The organism is Sphingomonas radiodurans (assembly GCF_020866845.1).
GTDB classification, from domain to species: Bacteria; Pseudomonadota; Alphaproteobacteria; order Sphingomonadales; family Sphingomonadaceae; genus Sphingomonas; species Sphingomonas radiodurans.
Map to the genome: position 1 here is coordinate 2,914,781 of NZ_CP086594.1, position 18,177 is coordinate 2,932,957.

The 18,177-nt window shown below is 61.7% G+C and carries 18 protein-coding genes and 1 pseudogene; 6 read left to right on the plus strand and 13 right to left on the minus strand.

The annotated features are described in order from the left end of the window. Positions 1-84: 84 nt before the first annotated feature. The 4 genes and pseudogenes from LLW23_RS13625 to LLW23_RS13640 form a co-directional block, all read right to left on the minus strand. Positions 85-219 (minus strand): annotated as a pseudogene (locus LLW23_RS13625) (tyrosine-type recombinase/integrase); the annotation flags it as partial. Between the two features lie 44 nt (positions 220-263). Continuing rightward, the gene (locus tag LLW23_RS13630; RefSeq protein WP_228946041.1) at positions 264-1,970 is read right to left on the minus strand and encodes a putative bifunctional diguanylate cyclase/phosphodiesterase; all 1,707 of its coding nucleotides are present in this window, start codon (positions 1,968-1,970) and stop codon (positions 264-266) included. 286 nt (positions 1,971-2,256) lie between these two features. Then, a complete protein-coding gene (locus tag LLW23_RS13635) occupies positions 2,257-2,784 on the minus strand; it encodes a DUF1440 domain-containing protein (protein WP_228946042.1) in 528 nt (175 codons plus the stop codon). Between the two features lie 220 nt (positions 2,785-3,004). Next, the gene (locus tag LLW23_RS13640) at positions 3,005-3,562 is read right to left on the minus strand and encodes a hypothetical protein (protein WP_228946043.1); all 558 of its coding nucleotides are present in this window, start codon (positions 3,560-3,562) and stop codon (positions 3,005-3,007) included. An 85-nt stretch (positions 3,563-3,647) separates the two neighbouring features. On the opposite strand from LLW23_RS13640, the gene LLW23_RS13645 reads away from it, so the two are divergent. Continuing rightward, the gene (locus LLW23_RS13645; RefSeq protein WP_228946044.1) at positions 3,648-4,778 is read left to right on the plus strand and encodes a winged helix-turn-helix domain-containing protein; all 1,131 of its coding nucleotides are present in this window, start codon (positions 3,648-3,650) and stop codon (positions 4,776-4,778) included. A gap of 103 nt (positions 4,779-4,881) precedes the next feature. Here LLW23_RS13645 and LLW23_RS13650 read toward each other — a convergent pair whose 3' ends face one another. Further along, the gene (locus LLW23_RS13650) at positions 4,882-5,499 is read right to left on the minus strand and encodes a glutathione S-transferase family protein (RefSeq protein ID WP_228946045.1); all 618 of its coding nucleotides are present in this window, start codon (positions 5,497-5,499) and stop codon (positions 4,882-4,884) included. Positions 5,500-5,896: 397 nt separating this feature from the next. Here LLW23_RS13650 and LLW23_RS13655 point away from each other — a divergent pair, with 397 nt between their 5' ends. After that, positions 5,897-8,017, plus strand: coding sequence for a TonB-dependent siderophore receptor (locus tag LLW23_RS13655; protein ID WP_228946046.1), 2,121 nt, complete (start codon positions 5,897-5,899; stop codon positions 8,015-8,017). A 78-nt stretch (positions 8,018-8,095) separates the two neighbouring features. Continuing rightward, on the plus strand, positions 8,096-9,280 hold the full coding sequence (locus LLW23_RS13660) for a PepSY-associated TM helix domain-containing protein (RefSeq protein ID WP_228946047.1): 1,185 nt from the start codon (positions 8,096-8,098) through the stop codon (positions 9,278-9,280). Between the two features lie 197 nt (positions 9,281-9,477). Here the strand turns inward: LLW23_RS13660 and LLW23_RS13665 are convergent, their stop codons facing one another. Further along, on the minus strand, positions 9,478-9,852 hold the full coding sequence (locus tag LLW23_RS13665; protein ID WP_228946048.1) for a hypothetical protein: 375 nt from the start codon (positions 9,850-9,852) through the stop codon (positions 9,478-9,480). 399 nt (positions 9,853-10,251) lie between these two features. Here LLW23_RS13665 and LLW23_RS13670 point away from each other — a divergent pair, with 399 nt between their 5' ends. Further along, positions 10,252-10,977, plus strand: coding sequence for a hypothetical protein (locus tag LLW23_RS13670; protein ID WP_228946049.1), 726 nt, complete (start codon positions 10,252-10,254; stop codon positions 10,975-10,977). A gap of 41 nt (positions 10,978-11,018) precedes the next feature. Then, the gene (locus LLW23_RS13675) at positions 11,019-11,525 is read left to right on the plus strand and encodes a hypothetical protein (protein WP_228946050.1); all 507 of its coding nucleotides are present in this window, start codon (positions 11,019-11,021) and stop codon (positions 11,523-11,525) included. 116 nt (positions 11,526-11,641) lie between these two features. On the opposite strand, the gene LLW23_RS13680 is transcribed toward LLW23_RS13675, so the two are convergent. From LLW23_RS13680 to LLW23_RS13690, 3 genes are all read right to left on the minus strand, one after another. After that, the gene (locus LLW23_RS13680; protein WP_228946051.1) at positions 11,642-12,550 is read right to left on the minus strand and encodes a TrmH family RNA methyltransferase; all 909 of its coding nucleotides are present in this window, start codon (positions 12,548-12,550) and stop codon (positions 11,642-11,644) included. A gap of 81 nt (positions 12,551-12,631) precedes the next feature. Then, a complete protein-coding gene (locus LLW23_RS13685; RefSeq protein ID WP_228946052.1) occupies positions 12,632-13,522 on the minus strand; it encodes a metallophosphoesterase in 891 nt (296 codons plus the stop codon). Then, entirely contained in the window at positions 13,446-13,772 is a 327-nt protein-coding gene (locus LLW23_RS13690; RefSeq protein WP_228946053.1) for a hypothetical protein, read from the minus strand. Before LLW23_RS13690 ends, LLW23_RS13685 begins: the two co-directional genes overlap by 77 nt. A 352-nt stretch (positions 13,773-14,124) precedes the next feature. On the opposite strand from LLW23_RS13690, the gene LLW23_RS13695 reads away from it, so the two are divergent. Continuing rightward, on the plus strand, positions 14,125-15,537 hold the full coding sequence (locus LLW23_RS13695) for a nitrilase-related carbon-nitrogen hydrolase (RefSeq protein ID WP_228946054.1): 1,413 nt from the start codon (positions 14,125-14,127) through the stop codon (positions 15,535-15,537). A 170-nt stretch (positions 15,538-15,707) separates the two neighbouring features. Here the strand turns inward: LLW23_RS13695 and LLW23_RS13700 are convergent, their stop codons facing one another. From LLW23_RS13700 to LLW23_RS13715, 4 genes are read right to left on the minus strand one after another with little or no spacing between them, the layout of a single operon-like run. Then, a complete protein-coding gene (locus LLW23_RS13700; protein WP_228946055.1) occupies positions 15,708-16,727 on the minus strand; it encodes an acyl-CoA thioester hydrolase/BAAT C-terminal domain-containing protein in 1,020 nt (339 codons plus the stop codon). Between the two features lie 11 nt (positions 16,728-16,738). Next, positions 16,739-17,524 (minus strand): DUF4386 domain-containing protein, encoded by a 786-nt coding sequence (locus LLW23_RS13705; RefSeq protein WP_228946056.1) that lies wholly within the window; start codon positions 17,522-17,524, stop codon positions 16,739-16,741. Then, positions 17,521-17,958 (minus strand): hypothetical protein, encoded by a 438-nt coding sequence (locus tag LLW23_RS13710; protein ID WP_228946057.1) that lies wholly within the window; start codon positions 17,956-17,958, stop codon positions 17,521-17,523. The genes LLW23_RS13705 and LLW23_RS13710 overlap by 4 nt, the downstream gene beginning before the upstream one ends. Then, positions 17,930-18,175, minus strand: coding sequence for a helix-turn-helix domain-containing protein (locus LLW23_RS13715; RefSeq protein WP_228946058.1), 246 nt, complete (start codon positions 18,173-18,175; stop codon positions 17,930-17,932). Before LLW23_RS13715 ends, LLW23_RS13710 begins: the two co-directional genes overlap by 29 nt. Positions 18,176-18,177 lie beyond the last annotated feature (2 nt).

Sequence of the window (18,177 nt, forward strand, 5' to 3'; positions counted from 1 at the left end):
ATCGAAAGCGGGACTAAGTCGACGTGAACGAATGGCCGAAGTCGGCCCACGATATCGCCATCGCGAATGACCAACTGGGGCAGCTCAGACCTCCATTCGTTTCGAGAGCTCAAGAGCATCGTCGACGTCCACGCCGAGGTAGCGGACGGTGCCCTCGATCTTCGCGTGACCGAGCAAAATCTGAGCGACACGTACGTTGCCGGCCGCCTTGTAGTAAACGACCTCGTGAATGTCTGCTGTGGGGTCATCAATTCAAAGGCGCTTTAGCTTCCCTCCTCGAAGAGCTTCTTTGGAGAGAACGAACCATTTAGGTATGTCTGGGTGAATGTGGCCGCGGGCATGGGACGTCCGTACAGGTACCCCTGAGCTTCTTGACACCCGAGCGTCATCAAGGCGGCCTCCTGCGCTGCCGTCTCTACACCTTCGGCGATCACGGCGAGCCCGAGACCCCTCGCCATGCCGACCACCGCCTCCACGATTGCCGCGTCGCCAGCCTTGCGGTCGATCCTTGCCACAAAGCTTCTGTCGATCTTCAGCCGTGTAAGCGGGAACTTTTGCAGCAAACTTAAGGATGCGAAGCCGGTGCCGAAGTCATCGAAGGCAATCCCCACGCCCAGTGCTTTCAGCTTCTTCAGTGCCTTCGTTGCTTGTTTGCTGTGACGAAGGACCGTGTTTTCCGTGATCTCGATCTCCAGTTGTTGAGGGTCCAGGCCGTTCCGCGTCAGAGCAGAGGAGACGACAGTGAAAAGGCGATCTGAGCGCAATTGAGCGGGAAACATATTCACGCCGACGCGCAGGGGCCCGAGTCCAGTACGACCCCAGGCGGCTGCCGCGACGCATGCCTGCTCGATGATCCAATCGCCCACCTCCTCCGCGATCGTGCTTTCCGCTAAAACTTCGATGAACGTTTGCGGCGGCAAAAGCCCGTGATCGGGATGGCGCCAGCGCAGCAGCGCTTCGACCCCCAACAATGCTCGGCTGGGCAACGCTACCTGCGGTTGGTACCAAAGCTCGAATTCGGCATTGGCAAGTGCCTGACGCAGCTCAGTTCCGAGGCGGTGCTTCTGTTCGGAACTGTTCTGCATCGCACGTGCAAAAAAGGCGCGCACGCCCCCACCGTTGCTTTTGGCGCTATACAACGCAAGGTCGGCGCTGGAGAGCAGTTGCTCAACGCCCGTCGCATCCTTCGGCGCGATCGCGATGCCAATGCTCGTGCCAACGAATATGAATTGACCGGCCAGTTCAAACGGAGCTTCCAAGCCGTCAAATATCGAGGTTGCGACTTCGTCTATTTTGAGAGGATCGTTACAATTTGCAATCAAGATGGCGAACTCGTCGCCACCTAGACGCGCCACGAAACCTTCAGTGCCCGCGGCAGACGTGAGCCGAGCCGCCACTGCTGCCAGGAGCGCGTCGCCGACGGAATGCCCTAACGTGTCGTTGACGTGCTTGAAGCCGTCCAGATCGAGCAGCAGCAGCGAACATGGAGACTTCTCGATCTCGACGGCCAGCTGCGCGCGCAGTGCGTTACGGTTCGGAAGCGACGTAAGCGTGTCGCAATGCGCAAGATGCTCCAGCCGGCGCTGAGCTGTTTGTCGGTCGGTGATATCGCGCAGCAGCGCGCCGAACATCGGCTTGCCACCCTCAAACCACATCGACAACGAGAGGTCCACGGGGAGCTCTTGACCATCCGCGTGCAGCGCCAGCATCTCGACCGCATGTCCTGCTAGTCGCGAGTGACCGGCCCGAACGGCACGCGCGAGACCGGCATCGTGCGCGGCCCTGTGCCTGGTAGGAATGATGATCGAGATCGGCTTGCCCACGACCTGCTGAGCGCTGTGGCCGAAGAGCTGCTCTGCTGCGGTGTTCCAGGAGACGATAAAGCCGTCCGGTCCGGCACAGATCGCGGCTGTAGCCGAACTGGCCAGCATCTGCTCGTAGCGACCTTGAGCCGGGAAATGATCATCCAACTTGCCCGCTCCCCGCCCGCATCTGCGCGGCTTTCGTGCTCTTTCCAATCGACTTAATGCTGTAGGGTTAAGGCTTTAGAAAGCGCTGCGTCCCAGCTAGCGCTCATCACTGCATTCTTTCCCAAACAGAAAACGGCCTGTCGAAGCGGACAGCAGGTCCCAATAGATGCTTTACGCGATCGCCGGGTCGTAAGAACGAGATGAACGAGTGGCTGAAGTTGGGAAGCAGCAAGGCGGCCGCCAGCGGCGGCTTCTGGGTCCTTGTCGACGCCATCATGGGGAGAGCTCAGCTGGCTTGCTGCGGCGTCAGCGTGCTCGCGACCTGCCGGCGCACGATCTCGCTCACGCCGCCAAAGACAATATGTGAGGCATAGGAATAGAGGTTGCTTGCGATCCCCGCGTCCCACGGCGCGCTGCCAAGCCCTGCCGCGGGGACCGCGGCTTCGTCCAATATAGTCGCGGTGCCGAGCCCGAATGCAGCACCATAGCCCGCGGTGACCGTAGGGCGGAACTCCGCGGCGATACCATAAGCGGCACCCAGAGCGATCCCGATCGCATAATGGACCGCCTGCCCGGTCAGCGGCTTGTCCGCGTCGGGGATCGCTCGGCCTGTGACGCCCGTCGCAACGGCATCGGCAGCTTTTTCGGTTGCCGGTTCGGAGTCGCCTCCGTTCGACGGCAGCAGCGGAGATACCACCGCCTGAAATCGGTCCATTGCAAAGGATGCGACGGCACCCGCGATCGTCCCTGCGACAAGACCGCGCGCGATTTTGGCAGCGTTGCTCTCGTCAGTCTTGGTTGGGGTCGAGGTCATCGCGTATCACCTTAGTTTCGAGACTCAGTAACTCCAAAGCTGCAGACGGGTTGCCGCATCAGGAGCCCCAGCTTCGAAACAGTGAGATTAACGAATGACCGGTTTGGGGAAGCGGGATCGGTCGCACGAACGGCCGGATTTGGGTCACTGCGGTGATGGTGGACATATTGTTGGCCATCACGAACGATCGGCGTCGAGACGGTAGGAGCAAAATGTCGACTCATCGCTCGGCAGCCCCTACTCGGTGGAAGAGGGCAGCCGCCGTAAGGAAGGCCACGACGAACGTAAGGTGGAAAGCAACCACACTCGCGGCGAATGCCGGGTCGCTGGCTATAACGGCGATGACGCCCGTGACCGCTAGCATAGCAGCGGCGCCGGCCGACCCGCGCGCGAGCGCTACGGTGCGGAAGCGGCCGACGGCCGCAACGACGAGCGCGAGTATGACAATGCCGGGATAAATAAGGTTTAAAGTCGCATGATCGTCATTGATGATGCCGACGGCCGCGTCGATCCAGATGAGCGCGAGAGAAGTTGCCGTCAGCAGTGCTGCGCCCATACGAGAGGAACGGTGCGAGTGTCGCCGAAAGGTGAGCTCGATAACGAGCCCCGCTGACCCGATCAGCATGCCCGCGAAGACGAAGTCACTAGCCGTCCAATCCACTTCTCGGGTGACCTGCATAGCGGCTAACGGTAGCAGCAGAACGAGCGCGGCAATGCTCCAGCCGGTCACCCTCCAGCAGTTCGTCGTAGCGGCCTGGCCTGCGTCTTCCCTGTTCATCGCTTTGGCTCCATTGTTGGTGGGTTGGTCAGCTGGAATCTGTCCGGGCGACCCGTGAGAATCATGAGCGGCAGGTGAGATCCTGGTGAAAAACGACGACTCTTTGCTCTTTTTCGCGAACTTCGTGCTCGATCCTCGCGATCGCATGCTGCGCCGCGCGGGCACGCCGGTGGAGCTGAGCGCTCGCTGCCTGGACGCACTAATCCTGCTGACGGATGAGGCCGGCCAGCTTGTGACCAAGGACCGCTTCATGGCGCAGGTGTGGCGCGGCGCTCCAGTGACGGATGAGGCGTTGACGCAGTGTATCAAGACCCTTCGCCGGCATCTCGGCGACGATGCGGCAGCGCCGCATTTAATCGAAACGGTGCCGCGGCACGGCTACCGCTTCATCATGCCCGTGACACACGGCGAGGAGGCGCTGCCATCCGCGCTTGGTCTGCCGGCCGCCGCCGCCCCGCTGTCACGGTGGCGGGACATTTTCTTGATCGGCGGGGCCGGCACACTGGGCGCTGCCGTCGCCGGTATCGCGGGCGGGATCGCCTTCGGTGCCCTGGGGGCCGGGCAGGCGAATGGCGACGCGGGCAACGGCGCATCGATCTTCCTTGTGCTGCTTTGGCTGACGATCGTCACCGCGACAGTTGGGGGCGCGGGTGTCAGCTTTGGCATTGCGCTCGCCGGGCTCGGGCGACCGCCTGGATGGCGGATCGTGGGTGGTGCGGTTGGCGGCCTGGTGGTGGGCTCGATCGTCAAGGTAGTAGGCCTCGACGCGTTTTATCTCCTCCTGGGCCGATCCCCGGTCGACATGGCAGGTGGGGGCGAAGGAATGTTGCTTGGCGGTGCCGTCGGCGCGGCGAGTTGGGCAATGGTTCGCGGGTCCCCGGTTCCGTTCGGTCGTCAACTTTCGCTGGCCGCGTTGGCAGGATGTGCCGGGGGCAGCGCGGTCGCCCTGCTGGGTGGCAACCTCATGGCCGGCAGTTTCTATGCCCTCTCGCGGACTTTTCCTACGTCCCACGTGGGCATGGCACCGCTTGGCAGCTTGTTGCTCGACAGGTCAGGCGGCATCGTTCGGGTTGTAACCTGGGGGGTGGAGGGCGCTCTGTTCGCAATCTGCATCGCTGGAGCCATGGCCTTATACGCCCATCAGCAGCAGCGAGCTCGATCCCTGGTAAGGCATCAGACTGATCCCGGGCGCTTCGACGTCGACCTTGTAATTTAAATCAATGAACGACCGAAGGTGGGAAGCTGAAAATCGGACGCGAATGGCGGATAGTGGGTCGTTGTCGCCGGCAGCTATCGGGGTGCAGGCAATGCGGTGGCGGTCAGGCCTCGTAGCTTGGTCGCGCGATCACGCGTTTGTACCATGCTTCCGCGTTCACGCGGTCGGACAAAGGAGCCATGCCGATCAACGCGGCGAAGTCGATAATCGTCACGGCGACAATGTCGGCCATATTGAAGACATCACCCACGACGAATGCACGCCCATCGGAAAGCTCGCGATCAAACCACATCATCGCCTGCGTCAACAGCCCCCGGTTCGAGGCACCAAAATCCCTGTACTGCTTAAGAAGTGTAGCGGTGGCGGGATGGGCGTGTCGCCAAAACATCTTGTTGGGCTCGCTAATCTGTATCTCGATCCGGCGAATCCACATGTCGATCAACGCCACATCGACCGGCGTCTGGCCGAACAATGGTGGCTCAGGATGAATCGCATCGAGGTACCGACAGATCGACACCGTTTCTGCGATGGACGTGCCATCACTCAGCACTAACACAGGGACTTGGCCTAGCACGTTTCGAGCAAGGTGGTCCGCGGCTTTATGCTCACGCCCGCGCAGGTCGAGCATAACCTCGTCGAGCGTGATGCCCTTTTCCGCCGCCGTGATACGCACGCGGCGTGGATTGGGCGCTGGCATGGGCGCGCTGTAGAGCTTCATCATACAACCTGTGGCATGCGGTGGAACGGCACGCAAATGGCGCGGGTCGCACCAGTTGCGCCATCGGCGTTCGGCAGCATGCGAAAGCCCATGAGCGACAGATGACCCATCCCGCTAGGGCAACCCAACGCGCTTTACCTTCCGATTTTGCCAAGCGATCCGAGCACTCCGGGCCTGAGGCGTGCGGTGCCATCTCGGCCGGGACTGTGGGATGTGATAATATTGCGTAGGCCGATCAAGCACTAAGCTGGACGGGGATCATTCGAGTTCGTGTAGCAGTGCTATTGCGATTGATCGCATCTCAGCCGCGGCTACCGCCTTGGTGAGAGTGATTCGCAAAGGGGCGGGTGTGTCAAGGTTGACTGGCTTGAAACTGCGCTGTGCGCTGACAGCGTAGTCGTTGTGGGTTTTTCCGTTAACTGCGATCGCGCAAACGCAGCCGTCGGCTGCGGACGAGACCGCCGCGCGTCGCGAAGCCGATGATATCGTCGTCACAGGCGTCCGCGAGCAGGGGTATGCGTCGAAGACTCAGACTGGCGGAACCTTCGCTGAAACTCCAGTGCTCGATACGCCCTTTTCGGTCACGGTGATTCCGCAAGAGCTTCTGATCGACCAGCAGGTTCGTTCGCTTAGCGATATCGCCCGCAACGACCCCTCGACAATCGTCAGCAGTCCACCCGGCTTCAACGACACGGTCAATGTGCGCGGTTATAATCTCGACAATTCTTCGAGTTACCGGCGAGAGGGGCTGATCTTCCAGAACCAGGTGCAAAGCCCGTTCGAGAACAAGGCCGCGGTCGAGATCATCAAGGGACCGACTTCCGTCCGTTACGGTTTCACGCCGCCCGGAGGCGTGATCAACTATGTGCTGAAGCGCCCGACGGCGGAGCCCTATCGGTTCGCGCAGGCTTTTGGCGACAGCTTCGGTGGTTACGGTGCCCATCTCGATATCGGCGGCCCGCTCGGCGATGGCTTCGGGATCCGGCTCAATGCAGTCACCGCGCGCGAGGCGACCTTCGTCGATGGTGTATCAGGGCCGCGCGTACTCGTCAGCGGCCTCGTCGAGTGGAAGCCGACCGACCGCCTGACCATCGATATCGAAGGCGAATATCAGTACCGCGATCTCGAACAGCAGGCGTCGATCACCACCGGCTCGTTCGCCGCTGGGCTCACGCCCGAGCAGCGGCTCGACCTGCTCGAGCGATTCGACCAGACCAAATTCATCGGACAGTCATTTGGGACGTATCCCACCTCCAACGTCATCGGGTCGGTTGGCGTAAAGTGGGAATTCGCCGACGGCTGGACCCTGCAAACACGCGCGCAGCAGATGCGCCTGGAACGCGACCAGCAGGCCGTAAGTATCGCGCCGGGCTCGCTACAGGCCAATGGTGATTTCACCGGGCGCATCTTCTTCAGCCCCAACCAGATCCGCGATCCCTTCTCGACCGAGCTGGTCCTCACCGGCGCGTTCGACACTTTCGGGATTCGGCATGAGGTCGCCGTCGGCGGCGCTTACAGCCGCAATCCGCTGCGCTACTCGCTGGTATCGGCGCAGCCGAACGTGGGCGTCTCGAACATCTTCAATCCTGTCGCGAATCCAAGACCGGCCCCTTCGGCGCTCGTCGTCAGCCCGGTCACTGACGCGCTGATCCTCACGCAGGAGGCGGTGTTCGTTTCCGATCTGATCACCGTGACCGACTGGTTGAAGCTGTTCGTCGCCGCACGCTATGCCGAGCAGCGCAACGAAGAGCGCACAGCCGCTGATCAGCCACGCATCACGACCTATGAAGACAATGCGATCTCGCCGAATTTCGGCGTCCTGATTCAGCCGACCGACCGGCTGACGGTCTACGGCAGCTATTCGGAAGGGATCACAACGGGCGTCCAGATACCGCAGGATGCAGCCAATTTCGGCAATCCGGCAATCTTCCTCGATCCTGCCCGCACCAGGCAGATCGAGATCGGCGCGAAGGCCGAGCTCTTCCGCGGCGCGCTTGCAACCATCGCCTATTTCGACATCAGCCAACCACTCGCGGCGCTAAGCGATACCAACGTCTTCGATTATATCGGCGACCAGGACCATCGCGGCGTCGAGGTTAGTCTTTCCGGCCAGATAAAGCCCGATCTGCGCCTTGTGGCCGGTGCGCTGTATCTCGATCCGACGATCAATAATCCCGCCAACGCAGCGATAAACGGCAACCGTCCCAGCGGCGTGCCGCGTGTCCAGTTCAATCTTTACGCCGACTATGAAGTTCCCGCGATTGACGGACTGGCGGTCAACGGAGGGCTGTTTTTCACAGGCGACCGCTTCGCCAACGACGCCAACACTTTCAAGATCGACGGCTATGTGCGGTTCGACCTGGGCCTGCGCTATGCCTTCGACCTGGGAGATCAGCGGGTGTCGGCACGCCTGAATGTCCGCAACGTCGCCAACAACGACTTCATCGAGGGCACTGCCTTCGGTTCGTTCCTGTTCGGATCGCCGCGTGCGGCGTTCTTCTCGCTGACGTCGGAGTTCTGATGCAGCGTCCGGCGATGATCTGCGCTGCTTCATCCCCAAGACGGGACGGCTGACGCGGTGCGCCGGCAATTCTGGGTCTTGGCACACCGATGGGCGGGACTGACGATTGCGCTGTTTCTGATCATCGCTGGCGGAACCGGATCGCTGCTGGCCTTCTACCCCGAACTCGAACGGATCGTCGCGCCGAGCTTCATGCAGTCGCAGACCAGCGGGCCACGTTTCGATCCGCTCGAGCTGCGGCGCCGTGCCGAGCTGCTGTCGGGGGGGCAGGTCGATTACGTGCCGCTTCACATCACACCGGGTTCGACCGCGATCATCTCAGTGTCGGCGCGGCCGGGGCAGAGCCAGCTCGGTTTCAATGAAATAGCGCTGGACCCGGTGAGCGGTCTCGAGCGCGGGCGGCGGCAATGGGGTGACATTACCCAAGGCACGGTCAATCTCATGCCATTTCTGTACAAGCTGCACTACAGCTTGGCGGCCGGCGATATCGGACGATACGCGCTGGGCATCGCGGCGCTGATCTGGCTCATCGATTGTTTTGTCGGCTGGTATCTGACGCTGCCCGCCATGCTTATTCAGCGATGGTCGGCTTGGCGCAAGGCATGGACGGTGCGGCGTGCCCCATCCGCCAAGCTCAATTTCGACCTGCACCGCGCTGGCGGGCTTTGGCTTTGGCCGGTGCTTCTCGTCTTCGCCTGGTCAAGCGTCGGGTTCAACCTTGAACCCGTCTATTCACCGGTTATGAAGGCTATGGTCGGCGATGTGCCAAGCTTCTCCGACGTGCCGGCGCGCGACGTGCCGCTCGTTTCGCCACGACTGGACTGGGCAGAGGCACGCGACCGTGGCCGGCAATTGGTCGAAGCCGCCGGCCGCCGCGACGGCTTCGTCCTGACTTGTGAGGAATGGCTGCGGTTCGACCGCAACCGCGGCGTTTACATCTCCGCGTTTCAATCCGACCGCGACATCTACAATCGCTTCGTTGGAGGCCGAGCCGCATTCGATGCCGACACTGGTCGCCTCGTGTTCCTGAAGTTGCCGACCGGCCAGCACGCGCGAACGACTGTCGATACTTGGCTATCCGGTTTGCACATGGGGGTGGTGCTCGGGCTACCGTGGCGGATCATGGTCAGCACGATTGGACTGGGTGTCGTTATCCTGAGCGTGACCGGCGTGATCATCTGGATGCGCAAGCGCTCCGCGCGCCTGTTCCGGACTCGCCGTATTGGCCTAGCGATCGAGCCGCTTGCGCAACCGGCAGAGTAGAACGCTGGTACAAGGGCTCGACAATCAGCCTTCGTTCGGGGCGTCCAATCTTCTCAAATGAGCGACCAGGACGGTCGGCGATTCTAGGTGAACGAACGTCCGCTTCTGGGAGCCAACGCATCAGACTTACATGTCCATTTATGGGTCTTGTAGAGCGGCGATGACCGGATGATCGAGGCGATCATCCGGTCGATCGATCACTTCTTCCGCGCGCGCTTCGGCGCTGCAGCTGCAGCAGCGTCTTCGTCTTCGTCCGCCTGTTCCTCGCCTGCCTCTGTCAGCGCTTCTCCCAACGCCTTGAGCTTGTCCTGCGATTTGTCCGCCTTGTCGGCGATTTTGGTCGTGGCCGCTCCGAGCCGATGCAAAAGGGCGTGGATGCGGTCGGCGTCCGGGGCTTCCTTCTCAAGCTGTTTTCGAAGAGCTCCCAAATCACGCAGGATGCCCTTGGCGCCCGGTATATCGACATCCGCGAGCGCAGCCTCCCAGTCCTCCACCATGTCAGCGCCCTTCACGGCTTTGGTTTCGTCCAGACCGCGATTGATTGCGTTCATTGTTCCGGCAAACTTGGCCATCAGTGATCCTCTCACATGGGGTATTCCCATGGCGCGAACGAGGTACGCCGTGCTTGTTTCCGCTTATGGGCGAGCCATCGTATTGATGCAGGACAATGCCTGCCTCCCGAGGCGCTTAGGCTCTGAGAAAAGCGCCGTCCCGGGATGAAAATACGATCGCATAGGCGTCTGCTTACCGCGTACGGCAAAGCGGCGCTGAATGCCTGCTTCTGGGTCTAGACTGCAGCAAAGTGAGCAGGCTCGATCTATTCGGCGAAACCTTCCAGACTTTAGACAAGCGTGCTGGGCTGACGCGGGAAGCAACCGAATTTGCCCCTTAAAGCGCAGGGGTGCGCCACGCATCACACTTTTGCAGCCCGTTACGCGAGGATAGGTTCGAGGATGGCGGAAGAGGGATGGATGCTGCCGCCGGTATTCGCAGCGGATGAGACAGCGCTCCTGCTACGGATCGCGCCGCATATCGATGACGCGATGCTGTGCATGATCGCCGCCGGCGACCGTGGCCGTGACCAGGATGCGCATGCACAGATCCTTCGCCGGATGCGCGATGCTGACGTGGTTCCTGACGCGCGCTGGGAGCCGCTCGAGGTTTTGTCGCTTGGTCAATGGTACGCCCCCGGCGATGACCCCGAAGATCACTGGATACGCGCGTTTTGTTGCGCCTGGATGCTGCGTATCGCGATTTCGAAGGATCCGCAGGCTGCAATCAATCCGCATGTGTCAGCCACATCGTTGGTACTCAGCCTGGCGCGACTGGGCATCAACTTCTGGGATGAAGCCGGGGCGCTTCTCGCCTGGATTATCGCATCCGCGCCCGACAAGGGAATGGGGCCAGAGACGGCCTTTCTGGGAATCGTGATGCTACGCTGCGCTCTTGGCGCTGACAGTGTAGCGGACGATCAGGTCATCGCCTTGTGCGAGTGGGTAGCCGATCGCGAGCAACGCGAACCCAGGGCGTGGGCCCTTGATGATCGATGGCTGCTGCGCATCCAGCACGACAAGGAAACCCGCGAAGCCGGCAGGACGTTGGCGCTGGAGCTGCAGGGTCTCGACATCAGCGATCGGTCGAGCGAGGTTTGCACTTGGGTGAGGTTGATCGCCTCATTACTGGCCGAGCCGAAATAAGGCGGTGCGCGTCGTAAGCGGTCGATCGGGAGAATGGTTCGATGGTGGCGTATGTGCCGCGGAACTTGAACGAACACCATGTCGAAAATCCGTTGTTCGGGAAGGTCTATCAAAGCGCAATAACGCTGACGGCTTGGAATGGCTGGATCGAGGTCGATGGCGTCGAGGTCGATATCCATATCCTGCTCCCGTCCGACACGGTCAACGAGATGCGGACGATGAAACCGATCGTGCTTGCGCTTTGCGAGCGTGCAGAGCCGATGATCCGAACAATCCTCGAGCGACGCGACCAATACCGTACCGAGGTCGCCACGCAGGCCGCGTTCTTCGTCCAGGACTGGCTCGAAGACGAAGATCCGGTCTCGCCGGAGACAATCGCCGAACGTTTGACGCTGACCAGTTTCGCTATCGATGCCGACGGCTATGATAACGGACCACCAAACACGTCGTTTCTGGGTTTGGACTTTATACTGGCCGATCAGCATCCGATCAGCGTCAGAGTCGATGTCGACGAAAGTCTGAATATTACGAACGTTGAGGCGGGCTAAATCGCGTTTTCGATATTCGGCCCTCAATCGACATGAACGGATGGCAAATCTCGGGACGCTGCAATCCGGCCCTAAATGGCCAATTCTGGGTCTTTTTGTCGGTCGAGGCGACCGTTTCAGCGGCTGATCGCCAAGTGATGCAACACGATGCCTGATGTGGTCGCGACGTTCAGCGAGTCGAACCCGGACGCCATTTCGATCCTCAGGCTTTGCATCCGGCCGAGCAGCGCGGGTGACAGGCCGGGCCCCTCGGCACCAAACAGCACCGCGTTGCGCAAGCCAGGACGCCAATCGCCTAGCGACATCGTTCCGGCAGGGCTGAGCGCCACGCCCGCGATCCCGTAACGTTCGAGCAGCGAAACAGGGTCGTCGCTCCGCGACAGTATTGCGTACGGGATGTCGAGTGCCGCACCTACCGACACCCGGATCGCTTTCCGGTAGAACGGGTCGCAGCAATCTGCATCGAGGATCATCGCGTCGATGCCGAATGCGGCGGCGTTGCGGAAGATGCCGCCCATGTTGTCGTGGTTGGCGATGCCCGACAGCAGCAGAACGTTAATTCCTCCATCGCTCCGACATGCGTCGCGCAGGAGAGTGTCTGCCGATAGCTTCTCCGATTGCCGACCGATCGCCAGCACGCCGCGGTGGAGTGGGAACCCCGCTACTGTATCCATCACCGGTTGCGCGGCGACGAAGACCGGCACGTTGTTCGGCAGCGACGCCAGCATGGGCTCGAGCGCGGTGACGCGCTTGCCGGCGATCAGCAGCGACAAGGGGCGGTGCCGGATGCTGGCGATCAGCTTCTCGACCACGACGGTACCTTCGGCGACAAACAGGCCAGTGCGGCCAACTAGGTCACGCTCGCGAATGTCGCGATAGGCATCGATCCGCGGATCATCTGGCTCGTCTATCGGTATAAGCAAAGCCATTGCGCACCGATAGTTTCCTGGCTCGCCCCCCGCCAGACCAACGTTCAGCCAGCAACAATGCGGTCTACCGCAAGCTGCTATCAACGGCAGGCACATCGGAAACGAACGAAGGGCCGAACTTGGGAAGCAGCGAGCCCAGCGGGAATGACCGCAGGCGGATCAAAAGAGACAAGCTGATTATAGCTGCGCCCGCAGGGTAATCCGGGTCAGCTCGGGCGGGCGCCCAAGCCGGAGTGCGAAACCGGGCCAGAGCGCGGTCCCGTTGCTGACGTAGAGCGTCATTCCGCCAACGTCGTAGCGCCCTGACACGTAACCGTTGTTGCCTCGGGCAACTAGCCGATCCAGGCCGACGATCATGCCGCCGTGGGTATGCCCGGACAGCTGAACCCCGACGCCGTTAGCGGCTGCTCGACCCGCCTCCTTCGGTTGGTGGTCTAGGAGGAGAATGGGGACGTTCCGCGGCGCTCCTGCCAAGGCGGCGGCGAGGTCGGGACCAGGATGGCCTTTCGCGGGCGCTGACAGGTCCGTGACTCCCGCAAGAACTAGCCGGGCATCATCCCGAGACAGAATTGTGTGAGCGTTCGGCAGCATCCTCAGCCCCAGGCCGGCGAGGTGCCGCATCCACGCTTCGTAATCGAAGAAGTATTCGTGGTTGCCCGGGATCGCGTAAACCCCGTCCGGCGCGCGGAGGTCGTGCAGCGGCGCGACATCTATCCGGCGCATCGCGACCGAGCCGTCGATGAAATCGCCGGTTGCGACAATAAGGTCGACACCGGACCCGTTGGCGCGCTCAACCACCGCGCGTGCCCAGCGCTCCGGAAACAAGCGGCTGATGTGCAGATCGGTCAGTTGGAGCAGTTGGTAACCGTCGAACTTCGCTGGCAAGTTCCGAACCGTGACCTCCAGATCCTTGATCGGCGGCACGCGTATCGCGTTTGCCACGCCGACTGCCGCGAGGATCACCGAAAGCCCTGCCGCCGAGTAGCGCACGTCATTCGGCAGAGTGACGCCGCGGCGTTGCACAAGCACCGCCACCAGCGTCCCGAGATCGAGCAGGACCTGCAGCACCGCGAAGCAGCACGATCGCGCCGAATGCCCAGTTGAACAAGATAACGACAACGCGCGGGAACTCGGGCGCGAACACCGACCCTGACGAGAGCCGGCTCCAGTAATGGTATTGCGATGCGACGAGCAGCAGCACCGCAATGGCGGCCTTGATCCACAAGGGCAGGGTCAGCGGCAAGAGCGTGCGCGCCAGCACGTAAAGGCATGGTGCCGCGAAGATCAGGTGGAAGATCGTCAGGGTCCTTCGGGTCAAACCCACGCGCATGAACGAACGTCCGGAGTTGGAGATGGCCCGAGCGGGCGCAAACGTCCATCTGGCTCTTCATAACAGCAACCTGCTGGAGACCTAACGACCCAAAGGTGGTCGTAACCGAGGTGAGTCGCGGATTGCGGAGGCGGACATTTTGAACGTAGTTCTGACACCCGTAAGGTTGCGGCGAACCTTACAGGTACGGCCGCGTCACGATCGACTGGTCATAACACTTCATCACCTTTCTAGACGACGGTACCAAGTTGAGTACAGTATCAACCGGTCGAAGGAGGGAGTCGTTAAGCGCACGGAAATCGGCACGTCTCGCCTTTTCGGCTTGTCGGTACTGTCTGGCGTGCTGCTGGCGCTCAGCTACTCGCTCCATTCGTTATGGTGGGTGGCCTGGGTTGCGCCTGCGCCCGGCATCGCGGCGGTGTCGCTCGCGCCCATCGCTCTCCAGCGGAGGTTGGGCCTTGCGGCGGGCCTGCTCGCGGGCTCAAGCACATTTGCCTACCACCTGACAGTCGGGGGCTGGGCTACTGCACTCGTCATCCTCAGCTTGGTCGCGGCCGCTTGGGCAAGCGTCTTTCGGCTCGCCGCAATGAGCGCCGAACGTCGACCGGCACTCGTGGCGGTTCTGGTCGTCCCCGCGGCTTGGTCAGCGATCGAGACACTCATGATCCACCTCTCGCCGCATGGCAGCGCGGGCAGCATCGCCTACAGCCAAATGTCGTTCCTGCCCGCGGTCCAGATCGCAAGCCTAGGCGGCGTCCCGGCCGTCAGCTTCGTTCCGCTGCTCGCCGGGAGTTTTGCCGGGCTCGTGCTCGCATCGGCGCTCGGTTCGCCTGTACGTGGATTGCGTTCCGCAGGTGCACTCACCGCCGTGGTGGTCGGGTGCGCGCTGCTGTTCGGCGTCGCGCGCCTGTCTGTCACGCGCCCGGACGAGGGCGTACGTGTCGCCATGCTTGCGACCGACGGCCTGCACGAGCGGCCGCGCGACTGGCGAAGCTTCCGAGAAACTTATGGTCCGGCGATCGCGCGGGCGGCCGTGCCGGGAGCCGTTGTGCTGTTGCCTGAAGCCGTGGCCGGCATGAATGCGGGGGAGGCCGAGAAGGCCGCCGGAGCGCTCTCCTCATTCGCTCACGCGCGCGCGACCACCATTGTCGCGGGCGTGGTGGTGACGGACGACGCGCGCGTCACCAATCGGGCGCTCGTCGCCCGGGCGAACGGCCGTCACGCCTGGTACGTGAAGCAGCATTTAGTGCCGGGCTTTGAAGCGAACATGTCGCCTGGGGACCGTCCGCTCATGCTGGACGCAAACCTCGAGAAGGTCGGCGTCGCGATTTGCAAGGATATGCATTTCCCAACGCTCGGCCGTGAGTATGCGCGCGCGGGCGCGCGGCTCATGCTCGTCCCTGCGCTGGATTTCGACGTGGACGATGAGATGGCAGCGCGCATTACCGCGCTCCGGGGTGTCGAGGGCGGATACTCGATAGCACGGGCGACCCGGCGCGGTTTCAGCATGGCCAGTGATCCCTACGGGCGTATCCTAGCCGAGCGTCGGAGCGGGCGGGCGCTGTCGACGCTCACCGCGACGGTGCCGACCGTTTCCGCAGGGCCAACCGTTTACGCGACGATCGGCGACGCGTTTGGCTGGTTGTGCGTTGTTGGCTGGGCGGCTCTGGTCCTAGCGCGATTTCTAAAACTGTTATCTCCGCCAGCCGTACCTGTGCCAGCCCTGACCTGTGCTAAAATCGAACGGTTGTGAAACGGGCATCAACAGTTCGACCGTTCCGGCCTTGAAAACTCTCCGGCGGGAAAGTCCCCAATCAAAGTCGTTCGGGGCGGTTGCTTGGTCTCCCACAGCGGCCAAATGCTCACCTGAATGGTCGTCGGGTTTCGGGAACGCCTTCTCGGCGCTGAACGGCCGGATCTGGGTCATTCAGACAGATGCTGTTGCAAGAACTCGACTGTTTTCGGCCAACTGTCTCGTCGAGCCGACATGTTCGCGGCCTCGGTCCCACCCATCATGCTCCAGTATCGGGCGCTGCCGCTGCCGGGCGGGAGGGCCGGTCCAAACACACCATGCCCGGCTTGCGGGTAGCGCAGAAGGGTCGGTGCTGCCTTGCCGTTCTGAACAAGGCGCCCCCCGATCATCTCGGACATTTCGCAACTCGGCCAGACAAGATCGGTGTCGCCGCAGATGAGGAGGATCGGGGCTGCAGTCCGCTCGACTGGGATAACGGACTTGGGATGCTCGCCGACCTTCTGCAATCCATTCGAATGCACCCCATATGTTCCACCTCGCGGGTGCGACCATGAGCCATAGGGCAGGCTCGGCACGTCCTTGCCGTGTTCTGTCCATGTCGATCGCAGACCGCCGGAAATCATGGTCAGCGGGCTCATCCCGTCCCAGACGACAGAAGACGGCATACCTACAGCCACCGCTCGAACATCTGGACGGCGGACGGCAAGCGTGAGCGCAGCTTCGGCACCCTTCGAGTAACCAATGATGCCGATACGCCCAGGATCGACCTCGGGACGCGCCTTGAGCCAATCGATGGCCTCGGTGAAACGCTCTAGGGGTAGCCGCGACATTTTGTTGGGAAGCGTATTGGCACAATGATAGCCGACCTGAAGTGCGCCGAAGCCTGCTGCCTGTAGCGCAAGCGCCTCCCGCTTGGCCTCGTTGCCGAGACCGCCATCATAGCCGCCGATAACCACGAGTGCAGGGCGTGGCCCGACGCCCCGACCGGGAAAGTAATTCCCGAAAGTATTTTCGGTCTGGATGCGCACGCCGGTCGGACCAGGCGCAGCAACTGGACAAACGCGTGTTTGGTTCAGACCCCATACAAAATAGCCGGCGAAGGCGAGCACGAGCAAGCCGAACGCGATTAAGATTCGTTTGCCCCAAACCTTCCAGCGCGGACGCGATCTCGGAGTGTCGGTATTCGCCATGACCGTTCCTGTCATCGAGGCTCTCTTTCTTGGGTGCCGTCGCTCTTAGCATGGCCAGCCTTTCGATGACGCGATTGGAAATTCATGCGCGTCGCCAGGGCGAGCAGCCAGACGATGAAGGGAAGCTCTCCTAATTGCATTAGGGCCGCGACCCTCTCGGAAGTCGCGATCGCTCCTGCCGGTGCCAGACCGGGCATCACGAGCATAGCGCCGGACCCGAGCAGCCAGCCCACTCCGCCTGCCAGCTCGCATAGGCCGAGCAGCTTCGGAACGAATCCGCTCTGGATGATGAGCAGGCCGAGGGGGAGCAGCCACAGCCCCCAGAAGATGCCGGCGATGCCCACGCCGTGACAGTGCATGCGGATCATCAGAGCGGCGAGCTCATCTCGTTGTGCTGGGGCGAAAGCGTTCGCGATGCCTGCATCGAGCGCCAGTGACAGCGCGCCGACCTCAGTCATAAGATTGAGGAACATGATTGGGATCGGAGCGAGCGCCAGGACAAACATCTGCCGTGCAAGGTCACCGCTTACCGGCTTGAACATGCGGTACATCTGCAGCGCGAGAAAGACCTCGACGGTCTGATAGACCGCCTCGCTCAGCATGTTCAGCCGGATCATCGGCTCGGCAGCGGCGATCCGCATGGTCAAGCCGGCTGAACCCGCGCTTCCGATTAGCTTGGCCGGATCAAGCGCGAACGAAACCGGTGCGATCACTGCGTCGAGCCCGTACAGGAGCGCCGCTATCGGAATTAGTTTTCGGAACTCTTGCAGATCTGCAATTTCGATTATCGGTTTCACCGGGATCGCTCAGCGGATCGTCGCGGCGAGCGCCACCGCCACGGATCTGCCGGCTGACCGAAGTAGGTAAAGGCTACATAACCCCAAGGTACGATAAACGGGAACACCACGACCATAAGTACAGCGACGAGCGTGCCTGCCACGGCCTCGTCAATCCGGTGCTCGGCCCAGAGCGGGAGCGCGATCCGGACCAGCCAGATCAGCTTCCACGTCATCTCGAAGAAGAGAAGCGGCAGCATCTTCAAAGGGTATCTCAGGCCCAGGATTGAGAGCAGCCCGAGCGCGCACAGCATCGAGAGGACGACGCCGTGCATGACCTCCAGCGTGGGGCCGCGAGCAATGAGTAGCGGCGCCATCTGCGAACCCAAGCCGAGGATCAGGAAGAGATAGCCGGAGCGCAGCAGGTTAAGGCGGAAAACGGACGGTTCGGTCATGAGATTTTCCCGGCTCGGCCTGGAATGACAAGATATCCCCCGGTTGGCAGTTCAACACGGCGCAGATCGCCTCGAGGGTGGAGAAGCGGACGGCCTTGGCCTTGCCAGTCTTCAGAATCGACAGGTTAGCGAGCGTGATATCGATGGCTTCGGAAAGCTCGGTGAGCGACATGCGCCGTCGTGCCAGCATGTCGTCCAGATGCACGGTGATCGGCATGA

What these genes read in the sequence shown, in the direction of transcription:
- LLW23_RS13635 (WP_228946042.1), bottom strand. Translation starts at nt 2,784, where the DNA reads ATGACCTCGACCCCAACCAAGACTGACGAGAGCAACGCTGCCAAAATC.
- LLW23_RS13640 (WP_228946043.1), bottom strand. Translation starts at nt 3,562, where the DNA reads ATGAACAGGGAAGACGCAGGCCAGGCCGCTACGACGAACTGCTGGAGG.
- LLW23_RS13650 (WP_228946045.1), bottom strand. Translation starts at nt 5,499, where the DNA reads ATGATGAAGCTCTACAGCGCGCCCATGCCAGCGCCCAATCCACGCCGC.
- LLW23_RS13665 (WP_228946048.1), bottom strand. Translation starts at nt 9,852, where the DNA reads ATGGCCAAGTTTGCCGGAACAATGAACGCAATCAATCGCGGTCTGGAC.
- LLW23_RS13670 (WP_228946049.1), top strand. Translation starts at nt 10,252, where the DNA reads ATGCTGCCGCCGGTATTCGCAGCGGATGAGACAGCGCTCCTGCTACGG.
- LLW23_RS13675 (WP_228946050.1), top strand. Translation starts at nt 11,019, where the DNA reads ATGGTGGCGTATGTGCCGCGGAACTTGAACGAACACCATGTCGAAAAT.
- LLW23_RS13680 (WP_228946051.1), bottom strand. Translation starts at nt 12,550, where the DNA reads ATGTGCCTGCCGTTGATAGCAGCTTGCGGTAGACCGCATTGTTGCTGG.
- LLW23_RS13700 (WP_228946055.1), bottom strand. Translation starts at nt 16,727, where the DNA reads ATGGCGAATACCGACACTCCGAGATCGCGTCCGCGCTGGAAGGTTTGG.
- LLW23_RS13710 (WP_228946057.1), bottom strand. Translation starts at nt 17,958, where the DNA reads ATGACCGAACCGTCCGTTTTCCGCCTTAACCTGCTGCGCTCCGGCTAT.
- LLW23_RS13715 (WP_228946058.1), bottom strand. Translation starts at nt 18,175, where the DNA reads ATGCCGATCACCGTGCATCTGGACGACATGCTGGCACGACGGCGCATG.